Annotated in this window: 21 protein-coding genes and 1 pseudogene; 15 read left to right on the top strand and 7 right to left on the bottom strand. The window is 64.0% G+C overall.

Annotation, left to right across the window (positions count from 1 at the left end):
- Positions 1-2: 2 nt before the first annotated feature.
- The 3 genes from ACFDS3_RS09875 to ACFDS3_RS09865 all read left to right on the top strand — a co-directional run bounded on the left by ACFDS3_RS09875 (position 3) and on the right by ACFDS3_RS09865 (position 6,111).
- Positions 3-1,721 (top strand): ATP-binding protein, encoded by a 1,719-nt coding sequence (locus tag ACFDS3_RS09875; protein WP_375262203.1) that lies wholly within the window; start codon positions 3-5, stop codon positions 1,719-1,721.
- 3 nt (positions 1,722-1,724) lie between these two features.
- On the top strand, positions 1,725-3,056 hold the full coding sequence (locus ACFDS3_RS09870; RefSeq protein WP_375262185.1) for a sigma-54-dependent transcriptional regulator: 1,332 nt from the start codon (positions 1,725-1,727) through the stop codon (positions 3,054-3,056).
- 418 nt (positions 3,057-3,474) lie between these two features.
- Positions 3,475-6,111 carry a ribonuclease E/G gene (locus ACFDS3_RS09865; protein WP_375262184.1) on the top strand — a complete coding sequence of 879 codons (2,637 nt, stop codon included), beginning with the start codon at positions 3,475-3,477 and terminating at the stop codon, positions 6,109-6,111.
- A gap of 67 nt (positions 6,112-6,178) precedes the next feature.
- Here ACFDS3_RS09865 and ACFDS3_RS09860 read toward each other — a convergent pair whose 3' ends face one another.
- Positions 6,179-6,406, bottom strand: coding sequence for a sulfurtransferase TusA family protein (locus tag ACFDS3_RS09860; protein WP_375262183.1), 228 nt, complete (start codon positions 6,404-6,406; stop codon positions 6,179-6,181).
- A gap of 111 nt (positions 6,407-6,517) precedes the next feature.
- On the opposite strand from ACFDS3_RS09860, the gene ACFDS3_RS09855 reads away from it, so the two are divergent.
- Genes ACFDS3_RS09855 through ACFDS3_RS09845 form a run of 3 tightly spaced genes read left to right on the top strand, consistent with a single transcriptional unit; the run spans position 6,518 to position 9,899 of the window.
- A complete protein-coding gene (locus ACFDS3_RS09855; RefSeq protein WP_375262182.1) occupies positions 6,518-7,261 on the top strand; it encodes a cytochrome c biogenesis CcdA family protein in 744 nt (247 codons plus the stop codon).
- A gap of 59 nt (positions 7,262-7,320) precedes the next feature.
- Complete coding sequence (locus ACFDS3_RS09850; protein WP_375262181.1) at positions 7,321-8,538, top strand: hypothetical protein; 1,218 nt, start codon at positions 7,321-7,323, stop codon at positions 8,536-8,538.
- A complete protein-coding gene (locus tag ACFDS3_RS09845) occupies positions 8,535-9,899 on the top strand; it encodes a cytochrome P450 (RefSeq protein WP_375262180.1) in 1,365 nt (454 codons plus the stop codon). The genes ACFDS3_RS09850 and ACFDS3_RS09845 overlap by 4 nt, the downstream gene beginning before the upstream one ends.
- Here the strand turns inward: ACFDS3_RS09845 and ACFDS3_RS09840 are convergent.
- The 4 genes from ACFDS3_RS09840 to ACFDS3_RS09825 all read right to left on the bottom strand — a co-directional run bounded on the left by ACFDS3_RS09840 (position 9,896) and on the right by ACFDS3_RS09825 (position 12,239).
- A complete protein-coding gene (locus ACFDS3_RS09840) occupies positions 9,896-10,120 on the bottom strand; it encodes a ribbon-helix-helix domain-containing protein (protein WP_375262179.1) in 225 nt (74 codons plus the stop codon). The two genes, ACFDS3_RS09845 and ACFDS3_RS09840, sit on opposite strands and share 4 nt — an antisense overlap.
- Positions 10,117-10,293 (bottom strand): DUF4169 family protein, encoded by a 177-nt coding sequence (locus ACFDS3_RS09835; protein WP_375262178.1) that lies wholly within the window; start codon positions 10,291-10,293, stop codon positions 10,117-10,119. The genes ACFDS3_RS09840 and ACFDS3_RS09835 overlap by 4 nt, the downstream gene beginning before the upstream one ends.
- Positions 10,290-11,681, bottom strand: coding sequence for a class II fumarate hydratase (fumC, locus tag ACFDS3_RS09830; protein ID WP_375262177.1), 1,392 nt, complete (start codon positions 11,679-11,681; stop codon positions 10,290-10,292). The genes ACFDS3_RS09835 and fumC overlap by 4 nt, the downstream gene beginning before the upstream one ends.
- A gap of 84 nt (positions 11,682-11,765) precedes the next feature.
- Entirely contained in the window at positions 11,766-12,239 is a 474-nt protein-coding gene (locus ACFDS3_RS09825) for an SspB family protein (RefSeq protein ID WP_375262176.1), read from the bottom strand.
- Between the two features lie 176 nt (positions 12,240-12,415).
- Between ACFDS3_RS09825 and guaB the strand changes: the two genes are divergently transcribed.
- From guaB to ACFDS3_RS09795, 6 genes are all read left to right on the top strand, one after another.
- Positions 12,416-13,864: an IMP dehydrogenase gene (gene guaB / locus ACFDS3_RS09820; RefSeq protein ID WP_375262175.1), complete on the top strand. Its 1,449-nt coding sequence runs from the start codon at positions 12,416-12,418 to the stop codon at positions 13,862-13,864.
- 35 nt (positions 13,865-13,899) lie between these two features.
- Positions 13,900-15,072, top strand: a complete 1,173-nt coding sequence (locus ACFDS3_RS09815) for an RsmB/NOP family class I SAM-dependent RNA methyltransferase (RefSeq protein WP_375262174.1) — start codon at positions 13,900-13,902, stop codon at positions 15,070-15,072.
- Between the two features lie 126 nt (positions 15,073-15,198).
- Positions 15,199-17,148, top strand: coding sequence for an ATP-binding protein (locus ACFDS3_RS09810; RefSeq protein ID WP_375262173.1), 1,950 nt, complete (start codon positions 15,199-15,201; stop codon positions 17,146-17,148).
- A 182-nt stretch (positions 17,149-17,330) separates the two neighbouring features.
- Positions 17,331-18,401 (top strand): recombinase RecA, encoded by a 1,071-nt coding sequence (gene recA, locus ACFDS3_RS09805; protein WP_375262172.1) that lies wholly within the window; start codon positions 17,331-17,333, stop codon positions 18,399-18,401.
- Positions 18,402-18,525: 124 nt separating this feature from the next.
- Entirely contained in the window at positions 18,526-21,186 is a 2,661-nt protein-coding gene (alaS, locus tag ACFDS3_RS09800) for an alanine--tRNA ligase (RefSeq protein ID WP_375262171.1), read from the top strand.
- Positions 21,186-21,476 (top strand): DUF1330 domain-containing protein, encoded by a 291-nt coding sequence (locus tag ACFDS3_RS09795; RefSeq protein WP_375262170.1) that lies wholly within the window; start codon positions 21,186-21,188, stop codon positions 21,474-21,476. The genes alaS and ACFDS3_RS09795 overlap by 1 nt, the downstream gene beginning before the upstream one ends.
- Positions 21,477-21,506: 30 nt before the next feature.
- Here ACFDS3_RS09795 and speE read toward each other — a convergent pair whose 3' ends face one another.
- Positions 21,507-22,358 (bottom strand): polyamine aminopropyltransferase, encoded by an 852-nt coding sequence (gene speE / locus ACFDS3_RS09790; RefSeq protein WP_375262169.1) that lies wholly within the window; start codon positions 22,356-22,358, stop codon positions 21,507-21,509.
- Between the two features lie 140 nt (positions 22,359-22,498).
- A complete protein-coding gene (speD, locus tag ACFDS3_RS09785) occupies positions 22,499-22,987 on the bottom strand; it encodes an adenosylmethionine decarboxylase (RefSeq protein WP_375262168.1) in 489 nt (162 codons plus the stop codon).
- A 406-nt stretch (positions 22,988-23,393) separates the two neighbouring features.
- On the opposite strand from speD, the gene rplM reads away from it, so the two are divergent.
- From rplM to ACFDS3_RS09770, 3 genes and pseudogenes are all read left to right on the top strand, one after another.
- A complete protein-coding gene (gene rplM / locus ACFDS3_RS09780) occupies positions 23,394-23,858 on the top strand; it encodes a 50S ribosomal protein L13 (protein WP_375262167.1) in 465 nt (154 codons plus the stop codon).
- Positions 23,858-24,346 carry a 30S ribosomal protein S9 gene (gene rpsI, locus ACFDS3_RS09775; protein WP_375262166.1) on the top strand — a complete coding sequence of 163 codons (489 nt, stop codon included), beginning with the start codon at positions 23,858-23,860 and terminating at the stop codon, positions 24,344-24,346. The genes rplM and rpsI overlap by 1 nt, the downstream gene beginning before the upstream one ends.
- Before the next feature lie 290 nt (positions 24,347-24,636).
- Positions 24,637-25,151 (top strand): annotated as a pseudogene (locus tag ACFDS3_RS09770) (hypothetical protein); the annotation flags it as partial.
- Positions 25,152-25,255 lie beyond the last annotated feature (104 nt).

Here is a 25,255-nt window from a genome sequence, read left to right as displayed (position 1 = left end):
AGATGCGCCGGCGTTGGCTGCTGCGGGGTGCGGTTGCGCTCGTTTTCGTCGTGGCCGTGGGGACTGTCTGGGTCAGCAACAGGTTCCTGACCGAGCGCTTCACCGAAAGCACCCGCAACCGGGCCGAGGTCCGGCTGGCACTTTATTCCGGCAACTTGATGAGCGCGCTACAGCGGGCCAGCGTGGTGCCGCTGCTGCTGAGCCGCGATCCCGCGCTGATCGGCGCGCTGAACAGCAGCGACTTCACGCAGACGACGCAGCGGCTGATCTCGTACCTGGACGAGATCGGGGCGGCTTCGTTGATGTTGCTGGACGAAAGCGGCCGGGTCGTCGCGGCGACCGACCGCAACCTGCTTGGCGCGACACGGTCGTCCGAAGCGTTCTTCGTCGATGCGCAGCGCTCGCCCGACACGGTGTTCAGCACGACGCGGGCGGAAAGCGGGGCGTTCAACTTCTCGTATTCGCGCCGCGTCGAAGTCGAGGGCGAGCTGATCGGCGTGATCGTCGTCGGCGTGGCGCTCAAGCAGTTCGAACAGAGCTGGGCGGGCTTTTCGGACGCGGTGATGGTCACCGACAGCGAGGGGCAGATCATCCTTGCCACCGAAAGCCGCTGGCGGGGCCTGACCGAGGAAGAGGCGCTCGCCCGCCGCTCGGCCACAGGCGCGATCCAGCGGGCAATCCGTGCGACGGCCGATTGGTCCGTCGTGCCCGTGGACGCCTACCTGGCCGGTGAAGCGGTGATGCGGCAATCGACCCGCATCCCCTTCCAGGGCTGGCGGATGACATCCTTCACCACCTATTCGAGCGTGCGCGAGAAGGTGAACGGGGTCCTCGCGCTCGAGATCATGGGCTTTGCGCTGCTGCTGGCCGGGGGCTCGTTCCTCGTCAGCCGAAAGGCGCTGAGCCGGGTCACCTTTTTCCAGCGAGAAAGTGCAGAGCTGCGCCGGCTGAACGCCGCGCTGCAACGGGCCGTGGCCGAGCGGGAGCGGGCCGAGAAGCACCTGCAGGTCGCCGAGCAGACCGTGGCGCAGACCTCGAAGCTGGCGGTTCTGGGCGAGATGTCGGCCTCGGTCAGTCACGAGTTGAACCAGCCGCTCGCGGCGATGAAGACCTACCTCGCCGGCGCGCGCCTGCTGGTGCAGCGCAAACGGTCCGAAGAGGCGCTGGCCTCGTTCCACCGCATCGACGACCTGATCGAGCGGATGGGCGCGATCACCCGACAGCTGAAATCCTATGCCCGCAAGGGCGGCACGGCGTTCGAGCCGGTGGACCTGCGCGACTGCCTGTCCGGCGCGCTTGCGCTGATGGAACCGCAGCTGAAGACGCGCGATATCAAGATCGAGCGGACCGTTCCGCCCGAGCCCGTCCTTGTGCTGGCCGACCGGATCCGGATCGAGCAGGTGATCGTGAACCTCATGAAGAACGCCGTGGACGCCACGGAGGGTGTCGAGAAGCCGTCGATCGAGCTTCTGCTCTCGGCCGGTCGTAACGCTTATATGACGGTGCGCGACAACGGGCACGGGATCACCGACCTCGAACAGTTGTTCGAGCCGTTCTATACCACGAAGGCTCCGGGCGACGGGACCGGCCTTGGTCTGGCGATCTCTTCGGGGATCATCGCCGACCTCGGTGGCCGCCTCACGGCGCGGAACAGCCCCGACGGCGGAGCCGTTTTCGAAATCGAGATGCCCTTGTGGCAGAACGCACAGGCAGCGGAGTAGACGATGGCCCATGCCATGAAGATTGCGATCGTTGACGACGAAAAGGACATGCGCCAGTCCGTCAGCCAGTGGCTGGCCCTCTCGGGGTACGACACCGAGACCTTCGCCAACGCCGAGGACGCGCTGAAGGCGATCGGCCCCGAATATCAGGGCATCGTGATCTCGGACATCAAGATGCCGGGGATGGACGGGATGGCCTTCCTCAAGCGGCTCATGTCGGTGGACAGCGCGCTGCCGGTCATCATGATTACCGGCCACGGCGACGTGCCAATGGCGGTCGAAGCGATGCGTGTTGGCGCGTTCGACTTCCTCGAAAAGCCTTTCAACCCCGAGCGGATGACCGAGCTTGCCAAGAAGGCGGCGCATGCACGTCGGCTGACGCTGGATAACCGAGAGCTGCGCCGTGAGCTGGGCGATCCGTCGGGCATCATGAAGAAGCTGATCGGTGCGTCCCCGGTGATGGAGCGGCTGCGCGAGGATATCCTCGACCTTGGCCAAGCGGACGGCCACGTGCTGATCGATGGCGAGACGGGAACGGGCAAGACGCTGACTGCTCATGCGCTTCATGCGGTGGGGGCGAAGGCCAAGCAGAAATTCGTGCTGTTCTCGTGCGCGGGCCAGGATGAGGCGACGCTGTCGGCGCGCCTTTTTGGGCCCAGCGAAACCGAGGTGCCGCTGATCGAGCAGGCTCGTGGCGGGACGCTGGTACTCGAGGATATCGACGCGCTGCCGCCGGGGCTTCAGGCGCGGCTGCTGATCTGGATGAACGAGCAGGGCAGTCCCGCCGAAACGCGTGTAATTGCAATCTCGAACCTGTCCGAGCAGGGCAAGACCTGCGAGGACGTGCTGCGGCCCGATCTCTACTACCGCCTTGCCGCGATGAAGATCACGCTGCCGCCGCTGCGGGCCCGGGGCGAGGATATTCTGACGCTTTTCACCCGCTTCGCCGAGCAGGCGGCCGAGGATTACGGCGGCGAGGCGCCCGAGCTTTCGGCGCAGGAGGCCGCGCAGCTTCTGCAGGCCCCGTGGCCCGGCAACATTCGCCAGCTCGTCAACGTGGCCGAGCGGGCGGCAATGCAGAATCGGCGTGGGACGGGCACGATCTCGTCGCTGCTGATGGTGGGTGAGGACGAGGGTGACCCCGGTATGACGACCGAGGGGAAGCCCCTGAAGGAGTATGTCGAGGCGTTCGAGCGGATGCTGATCGACAACACGATGCGCCGCCACAAAGGCTCCATTGTCGCCGTCATGGACGAGCTTTGCCTGCCCCGACGCACGCTAAACGAGAAAATGGCCAAGTACGGCCTGAGCCGTTCGGACTATCTGAGCAGCTGACCGGCAGGCGCGGCGCTGCAGATGCAGCGCCCGTCGCACCGCGCCGGTCCAAGTTCCCATTGTGTTTCCTATCTATTCGGGCATATGATGCGCTATCAGGACGTGCATGCCGCAGGGTAGCGTCGTTTCTGGATTGATTTCGCTGGCGGCGACCCGTGTACCGGGGCCGGTCAGGCAGATCGCCGCCCCGACCGCGCGAGAAGCGTGCGAGGGGCCCCCGTTCATTGGCGCGGTTTCGTTCGCGCCGGAGTAGTATTGCGATGCGCCGCGCGACGACGACAACCGAGCCGCACCGTCTGCCAATGGCAGGGCGGAGGCTTTCGGAGCGCGCGCACCTCGCCCCACCTGAACGCGCAGGCCGATCACGTGCGACGCCCCTTCCGGGGCGCCCGTCCGCCTGCGCGCGGATAATGTTCATATGGCAAAGAAGATGCTCATCGACGCCACCCACGCGGAAGAGACCCGCGTCGTGGTGGTGGACGGTAACAAGGTCGAGGAATTCGACTTCGAATCCGAGAACAAGCGGCAGCTCGCCGGCAATATCTATCTAGCGAAAGTCACCCGCGTGGAGCCGTCGCTCCAGGCGGCCTTCGTGGATTACGGCGGCAACCGTCACGGTTTCCTGGCCTTCTCGGAAATCCACCCCGATTACTACCAGATCCCGATCGCCGACCGTCAGGCGCTGATCGAGGAAGAGCAGGCTGAGGCTGACGCCGAGGCCGCGCGCAACGACCGAGACGACGATCGTCGCGAGATGGCCGAGGCCACGGCCTCTTCCGATGCGGTCGAGTCCACCGATCCCGATGGCGATGACCTCGCCGAGGCGCGGACGGCCAGCATCGCCGAGGGCATCCCCGGCATGGATGTGGTCGATGTCGCTGACAGTGAAGGCGCGACCGCGCCCGAGGGCGATCCCCGCGACGAAGGCGACAACGACACGCGCGATGCGTCCCGGCACGACACCTCGATCGAGTCGGTTGCCGACGACGACGTTCAGGACGAGGTCCGTCCCCCGCGCAAGCCGCGGGCCAAACGCTACAAGATTCAGGAAGTCATCAAGGTTCGCCAGATCCTGCTGGTGCAGGTCGTCAAGGAAGAGCGTGGCAACAAGGGCGCCGCGCTGACGACGTACCTGTCGCTTGCCGGACGTTACTGCGTGCTGATGCCGAACACTGCCCGTGGTGGCGGGATCAGCCGCAAGATCACCAGCGCGGCGGATCGCAAGAAGCTGAAAGAGATCGCGACCTCGTTCAACGTGCCGCGCGGTGCGGGTCTGATCATCCGGACCGCCGGGGCCAAGCGCACGAAGACCGAGATCAAGCGTGACTACGAGTACCTGCAGCGCATGTGGGAGCAGATCCGCGAGCTGACGCTCAAATCTGTCGCGCCCGCGCCGATCTACGAGGAAGGCAATCTCATCAAGCGCTCGATCCGCGACCTGTATAACCGCGAGATCGACGAGGTCTGGGTCGAGGGTGAGCTTGGCTATCGGACCGCCAAGGACTTCATGAAGATGATCATGCCGTCCCACGCGCGCAACGTGAAGCATTACGTGGATCAGCTGCCGCTTTTCGCGCGGCACCAGGTCGAAAGCTACCTCAGCGCCATGTACAACCCGACCGTGCAACTGCCGTCGGGCGGCTACATCGTGATTGGCGTGACCGAAGCGCTCGTCGCCATCGACGTGAACTCGGGGCGCGCGACGAAGGAAGGCTCCATCGAGGAGACCGCCTACAAGACCAACATGGAAGCGGCGGAAGAAGTCGCGCGCCAGCTGCGTCTTCGCGACCTTGCGGGCCTGATCGTGATCGACTTCATCGACATGGACGAGCGCAAGCACAACGCGAATGTCGAGAAGCACTTCAAGGACAAGCTCAAGACCGATCGCGCCCGCATCCAGGTGGGCAAGATCTCGGGCTTCGGTCTTCTCGAGATGTCGCGCCAGCGTCTGCGTCCCGGCATGATCGAGGCGACGACCCAGCCTTGTCCGCATTGCCACGGCACGGGCCTGCTGCGGTCGGACGAGAACGTCGCGCTGGCCATCCTGCGGCAGCTCGAGGAAGAGGGGACGCGCAAGAAGACCAAGGAGGTCTGCGTCACCGTTCCCGTGGTCATCTGCAACTACCTGATGAACCACAAGCGCGAGCATATCGCGATGATCGAGGCGCGCTACGGCATGGCGGTCCGGCTCGAGGCCGATCCGGACCTGGTGAGCCCCGATTACAGGATCGAGAAGCTGAAGCACCAGACCATCCGGGTGGTCGAGCAGACTGCCGCGATCACCTCGGACATGGCCGCCGCAGCCGTGGAAGAGCCCGAGGAGGAGCCGATCGAGGTCGACGAATCCGAAGCGCCTCCTGCGCCCGAAGCACCCGAAGTGCCCGAGGAGTCTCAAGCACCCGAGGCGTCTGAGGACGATAAGCCTAAGAAGAAGCGGCGTCGCCGCCGGCGTCGTCGGAACGGCAAGGGCAATGGCGATAACGGCAACGGCGGTGACGAGAACGGCGAGCAGGACGACGAAGCCGATCAGGATCAGGATCAGGATGATTCCGAGGACCAGGCATCCGGGGATACGCCGGACGAGGCCGAGGAAAAGGATGAAAGGCCCAAGCGTCGGCGCAGCCGGTCGCGGTCGCGCAAAAAGACCGATACCGAGGAGACTCCGCGGGTCGACAACCCGGTAAGCGCCGCCGTCTCGGAAGAGATCGCCGAGGCCACGCCCGTCGCGCCGGCCGATCCGCAGGAGCCTTCGACCGAGGGTGGCAGCGGGGGCGGGAGCGCGGATCCTGTAACCGCACCGGCCGAGGCTGCCGCACCGCAGCCCGAACCGGAAGCGGAGCAGCCCGAGCCCGCGCCCGCTCCGCCGGTTGAGACGGGTGCCGAGCAGGCGGACATCGCGTCTCCGGTGGATGAGGAGGTCGCGCAAGTGATCACTGAGGACACTCCGATCGCGCCGCCCGCGCCCGAGCGTGAGCCCGAGCCCGAGATGGCCAACGGCGACAGCGACGAAGGCGACAAGCCGAAGCGTCGCGGCTGGTGGTCGCTCCGGAAATAGGGAAAAGGGCCGCGGTGATGCCGCGGCCCTTCTTCTATGTGGCGGACGCAGGCGAGCGGCCTTGTCGTCAGCCCTTGCGGATGAGGTAGGCCTGAGTTGCGCCCTCGTTCGTCTGCGACAGCAGCGTATGGCCACCTTCGACACAGAAATGGGGGATATCCACCACTGCCGCGGGATCGTCGGCCAGCACGCGCAGGACCGCGCCCGAGGGCATCGCCTGCAGCCGCTTGCGTGCCTTCAGAACGGGCAGGGGACACAAAAGCCCCAGCGCATCGAGTTCGTCGTCATGTTCCATGCGCCGTGTATCTCACCTAGCGGCGTGGTTGTCTCGGCCCTTCTGCCACGCCACGTGCATGTGACGGAACGCCCCCGTGACGCGCCGCCAAGAGCGAGCTAGAGGAGGGACATGATCGGCTTCGAAATCATCGATGCGGCCCTCGTGCCGGCCATGCTAATCGCCTTGATGGCGGGGCTTCTGTCTTTCCTGTCGCCTTGCGTCCTGCCCATCGTGCCGCCGTACCTGGCCTATATGGGCGGTGTGACGCTGAACGATCCGTCGGCGCGGGCGGGGCGGGCGGTTTTGCCGGCGCTGTTCTTTGTCTTGGGCCTGTCAACGGTGTTCCTGCTGCTGGGCTTCACCGCTTCAGTCTTCGGCGCGTTCTTCCTTGAATATCAGACGCTGTTCGCCCGGATCTCGGGGCTCGTGGTGATCGTGTTCGGCCTGCATTTCCTTGGCGTGTTCCGCATCCCCCTGCTCGACCGCGAGGCGCGGCTTGACGTCGGCGACCGCGGAGGGTCCGCGCTGGGGGCTTTTGTGCTCGGCCTCGCCTTCGCCTTCGGCTGGACACCCTGCATCGGTCCGCAACTCGGCGCGATCCTTTCGATGGCGGCCTCCGAGGCGAATGTGGCGCGGGGCACGACGCTGCTTGCCGTCTATGCCGCGGGCCTCGGCATCCCATTCCTGATGGCCGCAATCTTCCTGCAGAAAGCGACGAGCGTGATGAACCGGCTGAAGCAGCACATGGGCCTGATCGAGAAGACTATGGGTGTTCTGTTGCTTCTCGTGGGGCTGGCGCTCGTGACGGGTGCGTTCTCGGCGATCTCATACTGGCTTCTAGAGACATTTCCGGCCCTCGCACGCCTTGGCTGAGGCTTAATCTCGCCCGATTGTCGTAGTACCTTCGATCTGGTGATCGCATGGGGGCTTGCATGGCTGCAGCGCAAGTGCGCCGGCGGCGCGTGTTCTACATCCCGGGCTACGACCCGATCCCCCCGCGCCGATACCGCGAGCTCTACCGGGCTGAAAGCGCCATTCAGGGAGCGTTACGCGGGCATGAAATTGCGCTGCGGCCCCGCCGCAAGGGCGAGCGGTTTGGTTGGGGCGTGGACGCCCGGATCGAGGGAGAGACGGTCGAGATCGAGTTCGAGGTTCTCGTCTGGTCCGACATCGTCCGCAGCAGCATGGGCCCTGGGATCGCTTCGACCTACTGGCAAATGTGCCGCACGGCTTGGGTCTATGCGTCGACCGGGGCGCTTTGGCGGTTGATGGGGTTGCGCAAAGGGCCGGTAATCGCCGCCTTGTACCCGGTGGCGATGCTGTTGGCGCAGCTCTTGGCCGCATTGCTCGTCGCCTTGGGGCTCGCCTGGGGGGTGGGCGCAGTTGCGCCGAACCCCTTGGGCGTGCTCGTCGGCATTGCCGGCTTCGTCGTCGTCCTGCGGTGGTTTCGCAAGAAGGACGGCAAATTCTTTGCCTACTACCTGATGCACGACTACGGCTTCTCTGCCCGCTTCAAGGGGGCGAACCCGCCTGCGCTGGAGGCGCGGATGGCTGATTTCGCTGGCATCGTCGCCACAGCCTTGGCCGACGATATCGACGAGGTGCTGGTCGTCGGCCATTCCTCGGGGGCGCATATTGCGGTGTCGGTTCTGGCCGATCTCATTCGAGCGGGGAAGGTCCCGCCCACCGGGCCGTGCCTGTCTTTTCTGTCGCTGGGGCAGGTTGTGCCGATGGTTTCGTTCCTGCCCGATGCACATCGCTTGCGGGCTGACTTGGGGGTTCTTGGCTCTACCCGCGCGCTTGCTTGGGTTGATGTCTCGGCGCCCGGAGACGGTTGCGCGTTTGCGCTATGTGATCCAGTGGCGGTCTCTGGCGTCGCGGTTTGCCCGCGTACCGGACCGCTGATCCTGTCCGCGGCGTTCACCCAGACGCTACAGCCCGAGACGTGGGCGCGGCTCCGGCGGCGCTATTTCCGCCTGCATTTCCAGTATCTCTGCGCCTTCGACAACCTGCCCAAGAGGCGCGACGCATACGACTATTTTGCCGTAACGGCGGGGCCCCTTACGCTGGCGGAGCGGTTCGCCACGCGCACGCCCTCGCGGTCGCTGATCGACCGGCCGGCCTCGCGCTATACCTCGACCGCCGCATGAGTCCGCCGAAACCGCCCGCACGGGCCGACAGGGTCCCTCTCTGGCGCTACCTGTGTCTCTTCCGGACCGATATTCTGTCGGCCCAGCCCGCGCGGCTATATCGCGCCTGGATGGCCGAATTCCGGACGCCGTTCTTCCGCTCGTTCATGGTGAACGACCCGAAACTGGTCGCGCGGGTGCTGCGCGAGCGGCCGATGGATTTCCCCAAGTCCAACAGGATAAGCGAGGGGCTGCGGCCGCTTCTGGGACGTTCCGTTTTTCTGACGAACGGAGACGTCTGGCGCCGCCAGCGCCGCCTGATCGATCCGGCATTCGAAGGGGGGCGCCTGCGTGACACCTTTCCGGCCATGTTGGATGCCGCGCGGGCCATGGGCGAGCGCCTTCCCGAGGGTGACGTCGAGATAGAGGCCGAGGCGAGTCACGCCGCCGCCGACGTGATCTTCCGCACGCTGTTTTCGATCCCGATCGAGCACAACACGGCGCGCGACGTCTTTGACGAGTTCCGTGCCTATCAGCGCACTCAACCGATCCTGAACCTTGCCGCTTTCGTGCCGCTGCCGCGGTGGGTGCCGCGCTTCCATCGACGCAAGACCCTGCGATCGGCGCGGCGTATCCGGGCGCTGATCGAGGGGCTGGTGACCGAGCGGCAACGCGAGATCGCTGAAGGCACTGCGCCCGACGATCTGGCCACGAAGATCTTGACGGCAGTCGATCCCGACACTGGCGACCGGTTTGGCCGGGATGAGATGGTCGACCAAGTGGCCATCTTCTTTCTGGCGGGGCACGAGACGTCAGCCTCGGCGCTCGGCTGGACCTTCTATCTGCTCGCGACGCATCCCGAATGGCAGGAGCGCGTTGCGGCAGAAGCGCGGGCGTTCATGGCGGCGCCGGATTTCTCGGGGCTGTCGCGGCTCAAGGTGACGCGGGACGTGTTCCGCGAGGCGCTGCGGCTCTATCCCCCCGTGCCGATGATGGTGCGCGAGACTGTGCAGCCCGAGGGGCTGCGGGATCGCACGGCGCACAAGGGAGACCTTGTTGTGCTCAGCCCGTGGCACCTGCATCGGCAGTCGCGGCTTTGGGATAATCCGGACGGCTTCGACCCGGCGCGCTGGACCACCGAGAATGGTCGCCGCTGCGCGCGGGAGGCGTTCATCCCGTTTTCGTCCGGGCCGCGGGTCTGCACCGGCGCCGGGTTTGCCATGGTCGAGGGCGTGGTTCTGCTGGCGGCGGTGCTGGCGCAGGTCCGGGTGCTGCCGGTTGAGGGCCGGGTGCCCGAGCCGGTTGCTCATCTGACCGTACGCGCGCGCGACGGGATTTGGATGCGGGTGGCGAAGCGGGACGAGCTGCCCGATCGCGGCTAGGACGGCCTCTCGCGCACCTGGTCGAGCACGAAGACCCGAATGGCGGAGGCGAGGCCGACAGCCGTTCCGCGTCCTTCGTCGATCTCGGCCGCGAGTTCGTTCACGGCGCGCCCCTGCTCACGGGCGATGCGCCGGAATTCATGCCAGAACTCATCTTCGAGCGAGACCGACGTGCGGTGGCCCCGCAGCGTGAGAGAGTGCTTCCGGGGGCGACCGCTCATTCCTCGCGCTTGTGCCCTTCGAGGATCGCCGCCTCGCGCGCGGCGCGGGCAGCCTCGGTCAGCCGCTCGGCTTTGGTCCGGCTGAATTTGGCCGCGTTTGCGTCCGCCTCGCGCCGCTTTTCGGCCCGGGCGCGATCCTTTCGCGCCCGGTTTAGGTTCACGATCCCGCTCACTTCGGCCCGATCATCTTCTCGGGGCGGACGACCTCGTCGAACTCGGTCTCCGTCACGTATCCCAGGTTCACAGCCTCTTCCTTCAGCGTCGTGTCGTTCTTGTGCGCCGTCTTGGCGACCGTCGTGGCATTGTCGTACCCGATCTTCGGGGCCAACGCCGTCACGAGCATGAGCGACTCGCGCATCAGCTTTTCGATCCGCGCCTCGTTCGCCTCGATGCCCGACACGCAATTGTCGGTAAAGGCCACCGCCGCGTCGCCCAGAAGCTGGATGGATTGCAGCACGTTGTAGGCGATCATCGGCTTGAACACGTTCAGCTCGAACTGGCCTTGCGAGCCGGCGAAGCCGACGGCGGCATCATTGCCCATCACGTGGGCGCAGACCTGCGTCATTGCCTCGACCTGGGTCGGGTTCACCTTCCCCGGCATGATGGACGAGCCGGGCTCGTTCTCGGGCAACATCAGCTCGCCGAGGCCGCAGCGGGGCCCCGAGCCCAGAAGGCGGATGTCGTTGGCGATTTTGTAGCAGGACGCCGCGATCACCTTCAGCGCACCCGAGATTTCGACCATTGCGTCGTGGCTCGCCAGCGCCTCGAACTTGTTCGGCGCGGTAACGAAGGGCAAGCCGGTGATCTCGGCCATGTTGGCGGCGACCTGTTCGCCCCAGCCCGGCGTCGTGTTGAGGCCGGTGCCGACTGCCGTGCCGCCCTGGGCCAGTTCATGGATGCGGGGCAGGGCGCCCTTCACCCGCTCAATCCCCATACGGATCTGGTGCGCGTAGCCGCCGAACTCCTGCCCGAGGGTCAGGGGCGTCGCGTCCATCGTGTGGGTGCGACCGATCTTGATGATCTCGGCGAAGTCCTCGGATTTGGCTTCCAGCGCCGCCGCAAGCTTCTCGAGCCCCGGTAGAAGCACGTCGCGAACGGTCATCGCGGTGGCGATGTGCATGGCCGTCGGGAACGTATCGTTCGAGGACTGGCCCATGTTGCAGTGATCGTTCGGGTGGACCGGGTCCTTCGATCCGATCTTGCCGCCCAAAATCTCGATCGCGCGGTTCGCGATGACCTCGTTGGCATTCATGTTCGACTGCGTGCCCGAACCGGTCTGCCAAACGACGAGGGGGAAGTTGTCGTCGAGCCGACCCTCGATCACCTCGTCGGCGGCGCGAACGATGGCATCGGCGATGCGCCCGTCAAGCTTGCCGTTTTCCTTGTTCGCCTGCGCGCAGGCCTTCTTGATGACGCCGAGGGCGCGGACGATCGCGACCGGCTGCTTCTCCCAGCCGATCGGGAAGTTCAGGATCGAGCGCTGGGTCTGCGCGCCCCAGTATTTGTCGGCTGGAACTTCGAGCGGGCCGAAGCTGTCGGTCTCGGTGCGGGTGTCGGTCATCGTCTGCCTCTTCGCGTCCTTGTCGCATGGGCTTCAAGCATGCGAGGGCGCCTCAGGCAATATCGTGAACGCTCGCGGTCCGCGCTATTTGCGAAACTTGTCGAGGCTGACGATTTCCGCTTCCTTCGGGCGCTCGTCTTTCTCGGGCGTCTCGTCATCCTCGTCGATCTCGATCATGTCGGCGGGCGGTTCGTCGCCCTCTTCCTGCGTTTCGAAGCGCAGGCCGAATTCGACCGAGGGGTCGACGAAGGTGCGGATCGACTCGTACGGAATATAGAGCGGCTCGGGGCTGTCGCCGAAGTTGAGCGTCACGGAAAAGCCGTCCTCTCCGACGTCCAGGCCGTCATACCAGTGCTGCATGACCACGGTCATGTCGCCCGGGTAGCGATCGGACAGCCAGTCGGCAATTTCGACGTCCGGGTGCAGCGTGTTGAAGGTGATGAAGAAGTGGTGGTCGCCCGGCAGGCCGTTTTCCTCGACGTCGAGCAGCACGTTTCGGATCAGGCCACGCATGGCCGCATGCATCAGGTTTCCGTATTCGATGGTGCGCGATGACATTGTGGCCCTGCCTTTCCTGTACTTCGAACCATAACTTGTCTGTCCGGGATGGAAAGCCCCGCGCGGGGAGTTTCGCGAACGGAAACGGAACCGCGCAGGGCAGGATTCCGGGGTTTTCTTTCGGCAAAACCCGTGAAATAGGGACGTGCCAACCGAAGCCTCCCAAGGAGACCCCCATGGAGATTCGCGAGGCCCTCACCTTTGATGATGTGCTCCTGCAGCCTGCCGCATCGAGCGTTCTGCCGTCGACCGCCGATACCCGCACCCGCGCGACACGCGAGATCACCCTCAACATCCCGCTCCTGAGCTCGGCCATGGACACGGTGACCGAGGCGCGCATGGCCATCGCCATGGCGCAGTCGGGCGGGATCGGCGTGGTCCATCGCAACCTGACGGTGCAGGAGCAGTCCGACGAGATCCGCCGCGTGAAGCGCTTCGAAAGCGGCGTGGTCTACAAGCCGATCACACTGCGCCCCGAACAGACGCTGGCCGACGCGAAAGAGCTGCAGGACCGGTTCCGCGTCACCGGCTTTCCGGTGGTCGACGCCGGCAATCGTGTGGTGGGCATCGTCACGAACCGCGACATGCGATTTGCGAGCGATGATGCGACGCCGGTCTCTGCGATGATGACGAAGGACAACCTCGCCATCCTGACGGAGCCCGCGGATCTCGAGGAAGCAAAGAAGCTGATGAAGGCGCGCCGGATCGAGAAGCTTCTCGTGACGGACGGGCAGGGCAAGCTGACGGGCTTGCTGACGCTGAAGGACACCGAGCAAGCGGTGCTGAACCCCGCGGCCTGCAAGGATCGCCTGGGTCGCCTGCGCGTCGCGGCCGCGACCACAGTCGGCGACGCGGGCTTCGAGCGGACCGAGGCGCTCGTCGATGCAGGCTGCGACATCATCGTGATCGACACGGCGCACGGCCACTCCGAGGGCGTTGCGCATGCCGTGCGGCGCGCAAAGCAGCTGTCGAACGAAGTGCAGATCATGGCCGGCAACGTTGCCACCGCCGAAGGTGCGCGTGCGCTGATCGACGCGGGCGCCGACGCGGTCAAAGTGGGAATCGGGCCAGGCTCGATCTGCACGACGCGCATGGTGGCCGGGGTCGGCGTGCCGCAGTTGACGGCGATCATCGATGCCGCGAGCGCCGCGGGCAACGTGCCGGTGATCGCGGACGGCGGCATCAAGTTCTCGGGCGACTTCGCCAAAGCGATCGCAGCCGGGGCGTCTTGTGCGATGGTGGGCTCGATGCTCGCCGGGACCGATGAAAGCCCGGGTGAAGCGATCCTGTACCAGGGGCGCTCGTTCAAGTCGTACCGCGGGATGGGCTCGCTTGGTGCTATGGCCCGAGGGTCGGCCGACCGATATTTCCAGAAGGACGCGGCCAGCGACAAGCTGGTGCCGGAGGGGATCGAGGGGCAGGTCCCATACAAGGGCGCGGCAAGCGCGGTGATCCACCAGCTCGTCGGCGGTCTGCGCGCTGCCATGGGTTACACGGGATGCGCGACCGTGGACGAGATGCGCCGGAATTGCCGATTTGTCCGCATCACCGGCGCCGGGCTGAAGGAGAGCCATGTCCATGACGTCCAGATCGTGCGCGAATCTCCGAATTATCGTTTGGGATGAAGGTACTGCAGGTAGAAGATAGGGTGACACATTAAGTGACCCCGGCAGCAAGAGTTCAGACGGCGATCGAATGTATCGATCGGGTGCTAGCCGGCGAGCCGGCCGAGCGGGTGCTGATGTCCTGGGCCCGCGGCTCTCGTCACGCGGGGTCTAAGGATCGGGCGGCTGTCCGCGATCTTGTCTTCGGCGTGCTGCGGCGGTGGTGGTCTTCGGCAGCGCTTGGTGGGGGTGCGGATGGCCGGTCACGCATGATCGGCTTTCTTCGCGCCACCGGCACGGCGCCTGAGACGGTGTTCACCGGCGACCGGTACGCCCCCGCGCCGCTCGATGAGCGTGAGACGGAGGAACATGCGGCTCCGGACTGGGCGACCGCTCTGGACTGCCCGGCGTGGCTGGCGCCTAAGTTAGAAAGGTCGCTCGGCCCTTCGTTCGCGCCCGTGATGGAAGCGCTCCAGGATCGCGCGCCGGTTTTTCTCAGGGTAAACATTGCGCGCACGGACATTGAAGCGGCGCGTGGCGTGTTGGCGGAGGAGGGGATCTTAACTCGCCCCGGCCCTCTTTCGCCGACCGCGCTGGAAGTCACCGAGAATGCACGTCGGGTCCAGATCTCGGCAGCCTATCGCGACGGTCTCGTTGAGCTTCAGGACGCTGCGAGCCAAGCCGTCGTCGATATGCTGCCACTCGATGGGGTGTCCAGTATCCTGGACTTCTGCGCCGGAGGTGGCGGCAAATCTCTGGCGCTTGCGGCGCGGACCGGGGCGCAGATCGACGCGCACGATGCAGATCCGCGCCGTCTGATGGATCTTCCAACACGCAGCGCTCGCGCGGGTGCGGCCATCAATGTGGTGCCTCCGGCGGATCTGCCTGACGACGCGCTTTACGATCTCGTCCTGGTCGATGCGCCCTGCTCGGGCAGCGGTGCGTGGAGGCGAAGTCCCGAGGGGAAGATACGCTTCTCCGATGCGAGGCTGGTCGAGCTGATCGGGTTGCAGGACCGGATATTGGATAACGCCCTGCACCACGTCGCGCCCGAAGGTATCCTCGCCTATGCAACCTGCTCGCTGCTTGATGATGAGAATGGGCAGCGCGTCGAGGCTCTCGCGGCCCGCGCTCCTGTCGATCATCTTGAGTCTCGCCACTTCACGCCTTTGGATGGCGGAGACGGGTTCTATTGTGCGCTGCTCCGCAAGTCGTCGGACACGCGTTAACGAGTTGTTAAGGATTTCGCGCGATCCTGAACGACGGAACGAATAGGGGGCGCCGGTTACGTGTCCGATATCAGGCTGCCGCTTGCGGACGAAGCCGCTCGTCTCGGGACCAGGGCGACGTGGCTCTTGGCGCTGTCCGTCGGCGTGATCTTCTCCGCTTGGGCGGCGCCGTCTAACGAGTATGCCATCCCGTTGCTGGCGTTCGGTGTCACGCTGGCCGCCGTCTCCGCATTCCTGATTTTACTTGGCGGGCCGGTGGCGCTGCGTCGGCGCCGCAGAGCCGAGCTGCTGCGCGATCTTTTCTGCAACGACCGCCGGCCGACCTACGTCACCGACGCAGCCGGGCGTCTGGTATGGTCGAATGACGCGGGCGATCTCGATCGCCTGCTTGCTGCGGACCTCGCCGATCCCTCGGAAGTCATCGCCGAGCTGCGCGCTCGGGCCTTGGCTGAAGGGAGCGCCGAACGCCGTTTGCCGCGCGTTCCGTCTCGTCGCCTCTCGGTCCAGAAGGTGTCAGGCGGCGACCTGCTGTGGCGGCTGGATGAGGCGACCGTCACAGAGGGCGATGCGCTTGTCGATTTTGAGGGACTGCCGCTCCCCATGATCGAGATCGACCGGGAGGGCATGGTCGTTTCTGCCAATTCGAGGGCGCGAACACTTCTGAGGATTGGAGACGCCGGGAAAGTCGGGCTCTATGAACTCGTGGACGGGCTTGGCCGCTCGGTGCCGAAGTGGGTGGCTGACGCGTTCTCCGGGGTCGCCATTGCTCGACCAGAAGTCGTACGCGCGTCGCGCCGCACGGAAGACATGTACGTGCAGATCATCCTGGACCGTGCGCCTGGATCGGGCGGCGAACGGCTGATGGCGGTTCTGCAAGACGCCACGCACTTGAAGACCCTCGAAGCGCAGATGGTTCAGTCGCAGAAGATGCAAGCGATCGGGCAGCTTGCGGGTGGCGTCGCACACGATTTCAACAACCTGCTGACAGCGATTCGGGGTCATTGCGACCTTCTTCTCTTGCGTCGCGACGCGTCCGATCCCGACTTTGCGGATCTCGAGCAGATCAACCAGAATGCCAACCGCGCCGCGAGCCTCGTGGGACAGCTACTGGCGTTTTCGCGAAAGCAGAACCTGAAGCTCGAAACGGTGGCGTTGCGTGATCTGCTTTCAGACCTGACGCATCTACTGGACCGGCTCGTGGGCGCCCGCGTAACGCTCGCGCTGAACCATGCGGTCGACCTTCCTCTGGTGCGCGCGGATCGCAGACAGCTTGAGCAGGTCATCATGAACCTCGTGGTGAACGCCCGGGACGCGATGCCCACGGGCGGCCGCATCGATATCTCAACAAGGGCAATGCGCCTTGAGGCGCCGTTGACCCGCGATCGAGTCACCGTGCCGGTGGGTGAGTATGTCGAGGTCAGCGTTGTGGACGAGGGAACCGGTATTCCTCCCGAGGTGCGAAAGAAGATCTTTGAGCCGTTCTTCACGACGAAGAAGACGGGGGAAGGCACGGGACTGGGGCTCTCAACTGCTTACGGGATCGTGAAGCAGACCGGCGGGTATATCTTCGTCGACAGTCGCCAAGGCCAGGGCACCACATTCACGCTGCTGTTTCCTGCGCACACGGGTCCCTTGATCACGGAAGCCGCTGCGCCGAGGCCGGCGCCGGCGACCAAGGACGCCGATGGTGCAGTGATCCTGCTGGTCGAGGACGAAGCGCCGGTGCGCGCCTTTGCCGCCCGAGCACTTCGCTTGCGCGGCTACGAGGTGATTGAAGCCGAGGATGGTGAGAGCGCCCTAGAAGCCGTGCTTGACGATGCCGCAAAGATCGATCTGTTCGTCAGCGATGTTGTCATGCCCGGGATGGATGGTCCAACTTGGGTTCAGCGGGCGCGAGAGAGGCGACCGGACGTTCCGGTGGTCTTCATGTCGGGCTATGCCGAGGAGAGTTTCTCCGGCACCCAAGCCCGAATTGCGCGGTCGGCATTCATCCAGAAACCGTTCTCGCTGTCGGATCTGACGAGCGTGGTCAGTCGGCAGTTGGACACGGGCAGCGAAAGCGTCGGCGCAGTCTGATATAATATTCGCCTGGGTGATCCCGCTGATCATGCGGTGGTTAACGTGAAAACAACCAAAGCCAGCCAGAGTGACGGAAGGACTTGAAACGTTCCCCTTTTGATCGCATGTTGAGCGGAACATGCAGGGAACAAAGCGGACATTGCCGCCCCCCGGCGGACATGCCACAAGGAGCGCGAACAATGGGCACGGCGAATATTCTCGACATGGCTGACAAGAAGAACGCGGACAAGCAGAAGGCGCTCGACTCGGCGCTCGCGCAGATCGAGCGGCAGTTCGGCAAGGGCTCCATCATGAAGCTCGGGGGTGAAAATCCCATCCCGGACATCGAATCCACCTCCACTGGCTCTCTCGGGCTCGACATTGCACTGGGAATCGGCGGCATTCCGAAAGGACGGATCGTCGAAATCTATGGTCCGGAAAGTTCGGGCAAGACGACCCTGACGCTACATTGCGTGGCCGAAGAGCAGAAGAAGGGCGGCGTCTGCGCCTTCGTGGATGCGGAGCATGCGCTGGACCCGCAATACGCCAGGAAGCTGGGCGTCAATCTTGACGAGTTGCTGATCTCGCAGCCGGACACAGGTGAGCAGGCACTGGAGATCACCGACACCCTCGTCCGTTCGGGCGCGGTCAGCATGGTGGTCGTCGACTCCGTCGCGGCGCTGACGCCGAAATCTGAACTAGAGGGCGACATGGGAGACAGCTCGGTCGGAGTTCATGCACGCCTGATGTCACAGGCGATGCGCAAGCTGACCGGTTCTATCCACCGCTCGGGCTGCACGGTGATCTTCATCAACCAGATCCGCATGAAGATCGGCGTCATGTTCGGCTCGCCCGAGACCACTACGGGCGGCAACGCTCTGAAATTCTACTCCTCCGTGCGCCTCGATATCCGACGGATTGGCTCGATCAAAGACCGGGACGAAGTCGTGGGCAACCAGACCCGCGTGAAGGTCGTAAAGAACAAGGTCAGCCCGCCGTTCAAGCAGGTAGAATTCGACATCATGTATGGCGAAGGCATCTCAAAGACAGGCGAGCTTCTTGATCTCGGCGTGAAAGCCGGCGTGGTCGATAAGTCCGGCGCCTGGTTCAGCTACGGCGACGAGCGGATCGGCCAGGGTCGAGAAAACGCGAAGAACTTCCTCAAAGAAAATCCGGCCATCGCGCTTTCCATCGAAGACAAGATCCGCGCTAGCCACGGCCTTGAGTTCGACGGCATGACCGAAGACGACGACGCGCTGACCGACGACTGACCGATCTAGCCTCTTCGGGAGATCGCTTTGGTCGATCTCCCGAAATCGGTCAGAATGATCTCGTTCCTTGTCCCTAGGCGGCGGGCCGGGTACATCGGCCGGGATACATTCCGAAAGCCGTGCCATGCCCAGTCTGAACGATATCCGCTCCACCTTCCTGCGCTACTTCGAAAAGCACGGCCACACGATCGTGCCATCGTCGCCACTTATTCCACGCAACGATCCCACGCTGATGTTCACTGCGGCGGGAATGGTGCAGTTCAAGAACCTGTTCACCGGCGTCGAGACGCGTGACTATACCCGGGCGACAACGGCGCAGAAATGCGTCCGCGCCGGGGGAAAGCACAACGACCTCGACAATGTGGGCTACACCGCGCGGCACCATACTTTCTTTGAGATGCTGGGGAATTTCTCCTTTGGCGACTACTTCAAGGAGGAAGCGATCACGCTCGCTTGGGGCCTGCTCACCGAGGAGTTCGGCATCGACCGGGATCGCCTGCTGGTCACCGTCTTCCATACTGATGAAGAGGCTGTCGGGATCTGGAAGAAGGTCGCCGACCTGCCTGACGACCGCATCATACGGATCGCAACAGACGACAATTTCTGGTCCGCTGGTCCGACTGGCCCTTGCGGTCCCTGCACCGAGATTTTCTATGATCACGGCCCGGAGATCTGGGGCGGCCCGCCGGGCAGCCCGGAAGAGGATGGTGATCGGTTCATCGAAATCTGGAACCTCGTCTTCATGCAGTACGAGCAGTTTTCGGATGGCACGCGCCGGGATCTTGATACGCAGTCGATCGATACTGGGATGGGTCTGGAGCGGATCGGCGCGCTGCTTCAGGGCAAGCACGACAACTACGATACCGATCTATTCCGCGCTCTGATCGAAGCCTCGGCGCAGGTCACGGGAACGGAGCCTGACGGTGACGGCAACGTCCATCATCGCGTGATTGCCGATCATCTCCGCTCGACCTCATTCCTGATCGCCGACGGGGTGCTGCCGGGAAACGAAGGGCGGGGCTACGTCTTGCGCCGCATCATGCGGCGCGCCATGCGCCATGCGCATCTTCTCGGTGCTGCCGACCCGGTCATGCATCGTCTTGTTCCTGCGCTGGTTCAAGAGATGGGTCAGGCTTATCCCGAGCTCGTGCAGGCGCAGAGCGTCATCGAAGACACGCTTCTGCAAGAAGAGACGCGCTTCCGCCGTACGCTGGAGCGGGGCCTGAAGCTGTTGGACGAAGAGGTTGCGAGGCTCCCCGACGGGCAGGATCTTCCGGGCGAGACAGCATTCAAGCTGTATGATACGTTCGGCTTTCCACTGGATTTGACGCAGGACGCGCTTCGGGAAAAGGGGCGCGGGGTGAATACCGAAACTTTCGATAGCGCAATGGCCGAGCAGAAGGCCAAGGCGCGCGCCTCGTGGGTGGGGTCGGGCGAGCAGGCCGATGCCGCCATTTGGTTCGACGTGGCCGACACGCACGGCCTGACGGAGTTCCTGGGCTATGAGAATCTCGCTGCCGAGGGCGAGGTGTTGGCGGTGGTCGCTGGAACCGATCGTGCAGCCGAGGCCGAAGCCGGGACAGAAGTGCAGGTTGTGATCAACCAGACCCCCTTCTACGCCGAAGCGGGCGGCCAGGTCGGTGACACCGGAACGATCGAGACGCAGGATGCGTCGGTCGAGGTCACGGACACAAAGAAAGTGGCGGGTGTCTTCATTCATTTCGGCACGGTGCGGCACGGCACGCTGCGGGAGGGCGCTCCGGCGAAGCTGTCGGTGGATGCTGATCGGCGCCAGAAGATCCGCGCGAACCACTCGGCCACGCACCTTCTGAACGAGGCGCTGCGCGAGGTTCTGGGAACGCATGTGGCTCAGCGGGGATCGCTGAATAATGCTGAACGGCTGCGCTTTGACTTCTCTCATCAAAAGGCGCTGACCGAAGACGAGGTCGCGTCGGTGCAGGAGCGGATCAACCATTTCATTCGACAAAACGCCGAAGTCTCAACCCGTATCATGGATCCCGATACGGCGCGCGAACTGGGCGCGCAGGCCTTGTTCGGCGAGAAGTATGGCGATGAGGTTCGCGTGGTCTCGATGGGTGTTGCTGCGACCGGTAAAGGCCCGGATCAGAACACGTGGTCCATCGAACTATGTGGCGGCACGCATGTGGCTCGTACGGGCGAGATCGGGCTGTGTGTGATCACCGGCGACAGTGCATCTTCGTCTGGCGTGCGCAGGGTCGAGGCATTGACTGGAGCGGCGGCGCTGGAGCATCTGGCGCGGCAGGGGCGTCAGCTGTCCGCGGCCGCGGCGGTTCTGAAGGCTGCGCCGTCCGATCTGATAGAACGGGTGCGGCAGCTATCGGCTGAACGGCGTCGTCTCGAGGACGAAGTTGCGCAGCTGCGTCGCGATCTGGCGATGGGTGGTGGCTCTGCCGGTGGTGCCGAGACGCACGAGGTGAATGGCATCGTGTTCGTGGCCCAGGTGGTGGAGGGCGTGACGGGCAAGGATTTGCCGGCGCTCATCGACGCGCAGAAGGGTCGGCTCGGCTCGGGCGCGGTGCTTCTGATTGCCGATGCCGGCGACAAGGCTGCGGTCGCTGCGGGTGTGACCGACGACCTGACGGGCCGTCTGTCGGCCGTGGATCTCGTTAAGGCCGCTGTCGAGGCGCTTGGCGGCAAGGGCGGCGGCGGTCGCCCGGATATGGCACAGGGCGGGGCCAAGACCGCCGAGAACTCTGAGGCGGCGATTGTCGCGGCTGAAAACGTTTTGAAGGAGGCGAATTGATGCCCGCACTATGGATCGCCCACGTATCGGTCGCTAATGAAGATGCCTATGGCCGGTACGCAAATCTGGCTGGGCCGGCCATCAAGGCCCATGGCGGCGTCTTCATCGCTCGAGGCGGGCGATACGTGACGCTCGAGGGGCCGGAGAGGCCGCGAAATGTAGTTGCGCGTTTCCCGAGTGTCGAGGATGCGGAGGCGTGCTATCGCTCCGACGCATATCAGGAGGCGCTGAGCCACGCCGTCGGCGCCGCTGAGCGCGAGCTTGTGATCGTAGAGATCGACGAGGGCTGAAGACCCCGGGGGCGAGCGCCCCCCTTGCCGTCAGGGCAGCAGCTGCTTCACGTAGCCCGGCAGCGCAAACGCCGCTTTGTGAACCTCAGGCGTATAGTAGCCGAAGCTCGAACCCATGTTGTTCACGCGCGCGGACAGGGTAGCGATGTCCACATCGCGCACGTGGCTGTCGGTGCCCCAGCCAAACGCCATGAAGCCGCCCTGGTATGTCGGCACAGGGGCGAGATAAGCATACGCGTCACTGAAAAGGCTGCCGAACGCACGTAGCGTACCAGTCAGCTCTTGGCCTTGCATGAAAGGCACCCCGTTCTGCGTGACGAGGATGCCGCCAGGGGTGAGGGCGCGCTTGGCGTGGCCATAGAAATGGTCGGTGAACAACACCTCACCAGGGCCGACGGGGTCGGTGGAGTCCACAATAATCACGTCGTAGCCGCCTGCGGTGTCGCGCATGAAGCCTGCACCGTCGGCGATTTGCAGATCGAGCCGAGGGTCCTCGAAAGCTCCGTCCGAAATCGTGGGCAGGTACTCCTTGCAAAAGTCGACGACGCCCCCGTCGATCTCGACCATTGTCACCTGATCTACTGGATGACGGAGCACTTCGCGCGCCATGCCGCCATCACCGCCGCCGATGATGAGCACGCGCTTCGCCGATCCGTGCGCGAAGAGCGGGACGTGGGTCATCATCTCGTGATAGATGAAATTATCCCGCTCGGTGACCTGCACGACCCCATCAAGTGTCATCACGCGTCCGAACTGTGCGCTCTCGAACACTACGATCCGCTGATGCTTTGTTTTGCTGTCGTAGAGCACGCGGTCCATTCGATGGGCTTGGGCAAAGCCATCGTGCAGCGTCTCCACGGTCCACCCGGTGAGGTTTTGCATGCGGTGCCTCCAGTCATGAGAATGTTGCCGATTCACTGCCGGCTGAAGGGAGGCGTGATCGAGAGTCCAACCGCCTCTCACTGACCTGCGCGTCCAACGCGTGGGAGGAAATCGGGACGCCCCGGAGGGCGCCCCTGATGTCACGCCGCGATCGTCTCGGAGACGACGCCGTCGCCGCGCAGAAGCTCTTTGACGCGCACGTCAGCCGTGCCGAAGGCGCGCTTCAGCACGTCAACCGCGAGCCACGGCTTCGCGTCTCCGCACATGAAGACGTCGAAGGCGCCGTAGCCAATTTCGGGCCATGTGTGGACCGAGATGTGCGATTCCGCTAAAACAGCCACGCCTGACACGCCCTGAGGCGAGAACTTGTGCGTGTGGATATGCAACAGGGTCGCGCCACAGGTTTCGACGCAATCTCGGAACGCCTGCTGTATACGGAACTCGTCATCGAGTCCGTGGCCGTTCACCACCTCAATGATGAGGTGTCGGCCAGCGAAGACGCGACCGTCGTCGTCGCGAATAAAGTGATCGTCCCGCGATTCGTCAAAAACGTTGCGGGCGGTGAGGTCTTCCGCTTGGGCGCCTGTCTCCAGACCGATCCCCAGTTGGAAGAGGTCGGCTCCGTCCATGGAGGTCCCCCTTTCAGCCAGTAGATAGATGTGGTGGGTCCTTAGCGCCCCCCCAGGTCGTATCGAATACCGTCGCCTGAAGTTGGGATCGTCCCCGTCGTGAAGGGCCATCTAAGACCACGCGTTCTTTCGCGCAAGAGAAATCTCAACGTTTTTCTGGTTCGGCACGTGCGTGCACGACTGGCAGTCCCCCGCACCGGTGGAAGGGCGGGCGCATCGCGAACTAACCGGTATTTCGGCGGCTCCAGGGTGGGGTATCCTAATACCATATTTGTAGAACATTGTTTTCGCTAGGTAATTACCGGAAAGTCGCAGTTGACTGTAACGCTGCCATCGTTAAAAACCGCCTATCCGAATGTCACCGGGTGTGCGCCCCTTGCGCATCCGCGAACGAACAGGACCGATCATGAAGACCTACACCGCGAAACCGGCGGATATCGAGAAGAAGTGGATCGTCGTCGATGCCGAAGGCGTCGTTCTCGGCCGCCTCGCCTCGATCATCGCCATGCGCTTGCGCGGCAAGCACAAGCCGACCTTCACGCCGTCCATGGACATGGGCGACAACGTCATCGTCATCAACGCCGATAAGGTGCAGCTGACGGGGCGCAAGCGTGAGAAACCGCATTACTGGCACACCGGCTACCCCGGCGGGATCAAATCCGTTACGCAGGGCCAGATGCTCGAAGGCGCGCACCCCGAGCGCGTGGTGACGAAGGCCGTCAAGCGGATGCTGCCCAGCGGCCCGTTGTCGCGTCAGGTGATGACCAACCTGCGCGTCTATGCCGGCTCCGAACACCCGCATGAGGCGCAGCAGCCCGAAGTTCTGGACGTGAAGTCCATGAACAAGAAGAACACCCGGGAGGCCTACTGATGGCTGAGCAAGTGAATTCGCTGGAAGAGCTGAACCAAGCTGTCGCCGGCACCACGGCCGAGCTTGAGTCCGATGCGCCCCGAGAGCCGGTCCGTGACGATCTGGGCCGCTCTTACGCCACCGGCAAGCGCAAGGACGCAGTCGCTCGCGTCTGGATCAAGCCGGGCACCGGCAAGGTGACCGTGAATGGCAAGGACGTGAATGCGTATTTCGCACGTCCTGTTCTTCAGATGATCCTGAAGCAGCCGTTCCAGATCGCCAATGTCGAAGGCCAATTCGACGTGATGTGCACCGTCAAGGGTGGCGGCCTTTCCGGACAGGCTGGTGCTGTGAAGCACGGCGTCTCGAAGGCGCTGCAGCTTTACGACCCGTCGCTGCGTGGTGCGCTGAAGGCCGCCGGCTTCCTGACGCGTGACAGCCGCGTGGTCGAGCGGAAGAAGTACGGCAAGGCGAAGGCCCGTCGGAGCTTCCAGTTCTCCAAGCGCTGATCTTTCGGATCGAGATACGACAAGAGGCCGGGGCAGTCGCCCCGGCTTTCCTCGTTCAGGCGAGGAGCGGTGCTGCGGCTTCGCCCTCGTGCCCAGATCTAATCGGTCGCTGACGCCATGCCATGTAGCTGATCTGGGACTGGAGGCCCTGGCCTTGCCGTCACTATACCGAGGACGAACCAGCTGGCCTTCGTCGCGCGGGCTCGCCGTGTCACGGTGGCAACATCCGTACCTGCCGTCCTCGACCGCCCGGGAACGCTCCCGACTTCGCTCTCGAAAATTCAGGACCCATTGTTGCGGGCGTTAGTCTAGGTTCACGCTTCCGCGAGGAGACCACGTGCACGAGCAACCTGTTAGGGCTGAGCGAAGTGCGGACGGCGCGGCTGCACTGTAATTTCGTTGAGCCAAGCTGTCCCCGGTTCGATGACAGACAGATCCTGAGTGGCATAATCTTCATCAATGGGCTGAGCTGGTGCAACGAAGTACAGTCTACCGAAGAACACTCTGCAACCGGTGGAAGCGGTGGAGGTGAACAGCGCAGCTGCGAACGGTGTGTGTTTGCCAGGATGATGGGCGGCTTGGCGGCCGTGGGCACGGAGCGGAAGACGATCATGATCGCTCTCATGGTTTGCCACAAACCACTGCCGGGCAGCGGATGAGACCGACCTCAAAGGCACACGGCACGGCCTCCAGTCTACGGTTGAAAAAGAGGGGGCGTGGCAGCCTGATCGGACGGATGGAAGGCGGGGTGAACACGACGCTTCATGCTGTCATCGACGGTATCGGGCGCCCGACCCGCTTTTTTCGGGGCCTACATACTTAACTAGCCAAATTTTCCTTGCGCCGACTGGCAGGTGACCTGAGCCCCAACTTCCCTCCGGCCTTACGGAGGGTCCGCCGGTTGATGTC

It is taken from the genome of Palleronia sp. (genome assembly GCF_042089775.1).
In the GTDB taxonomy this organism is placed as follows: domain Bacteria; phylum Pseudomonadota; class Alphaproteobacteria; order Rhodobacterales; family Rhodobacteraceae; genus Palleronia.
Note: the sequence above shows the minus strand (reverse complement) of the source record. Positions and strands in the feature narration are given on the sequence as shown.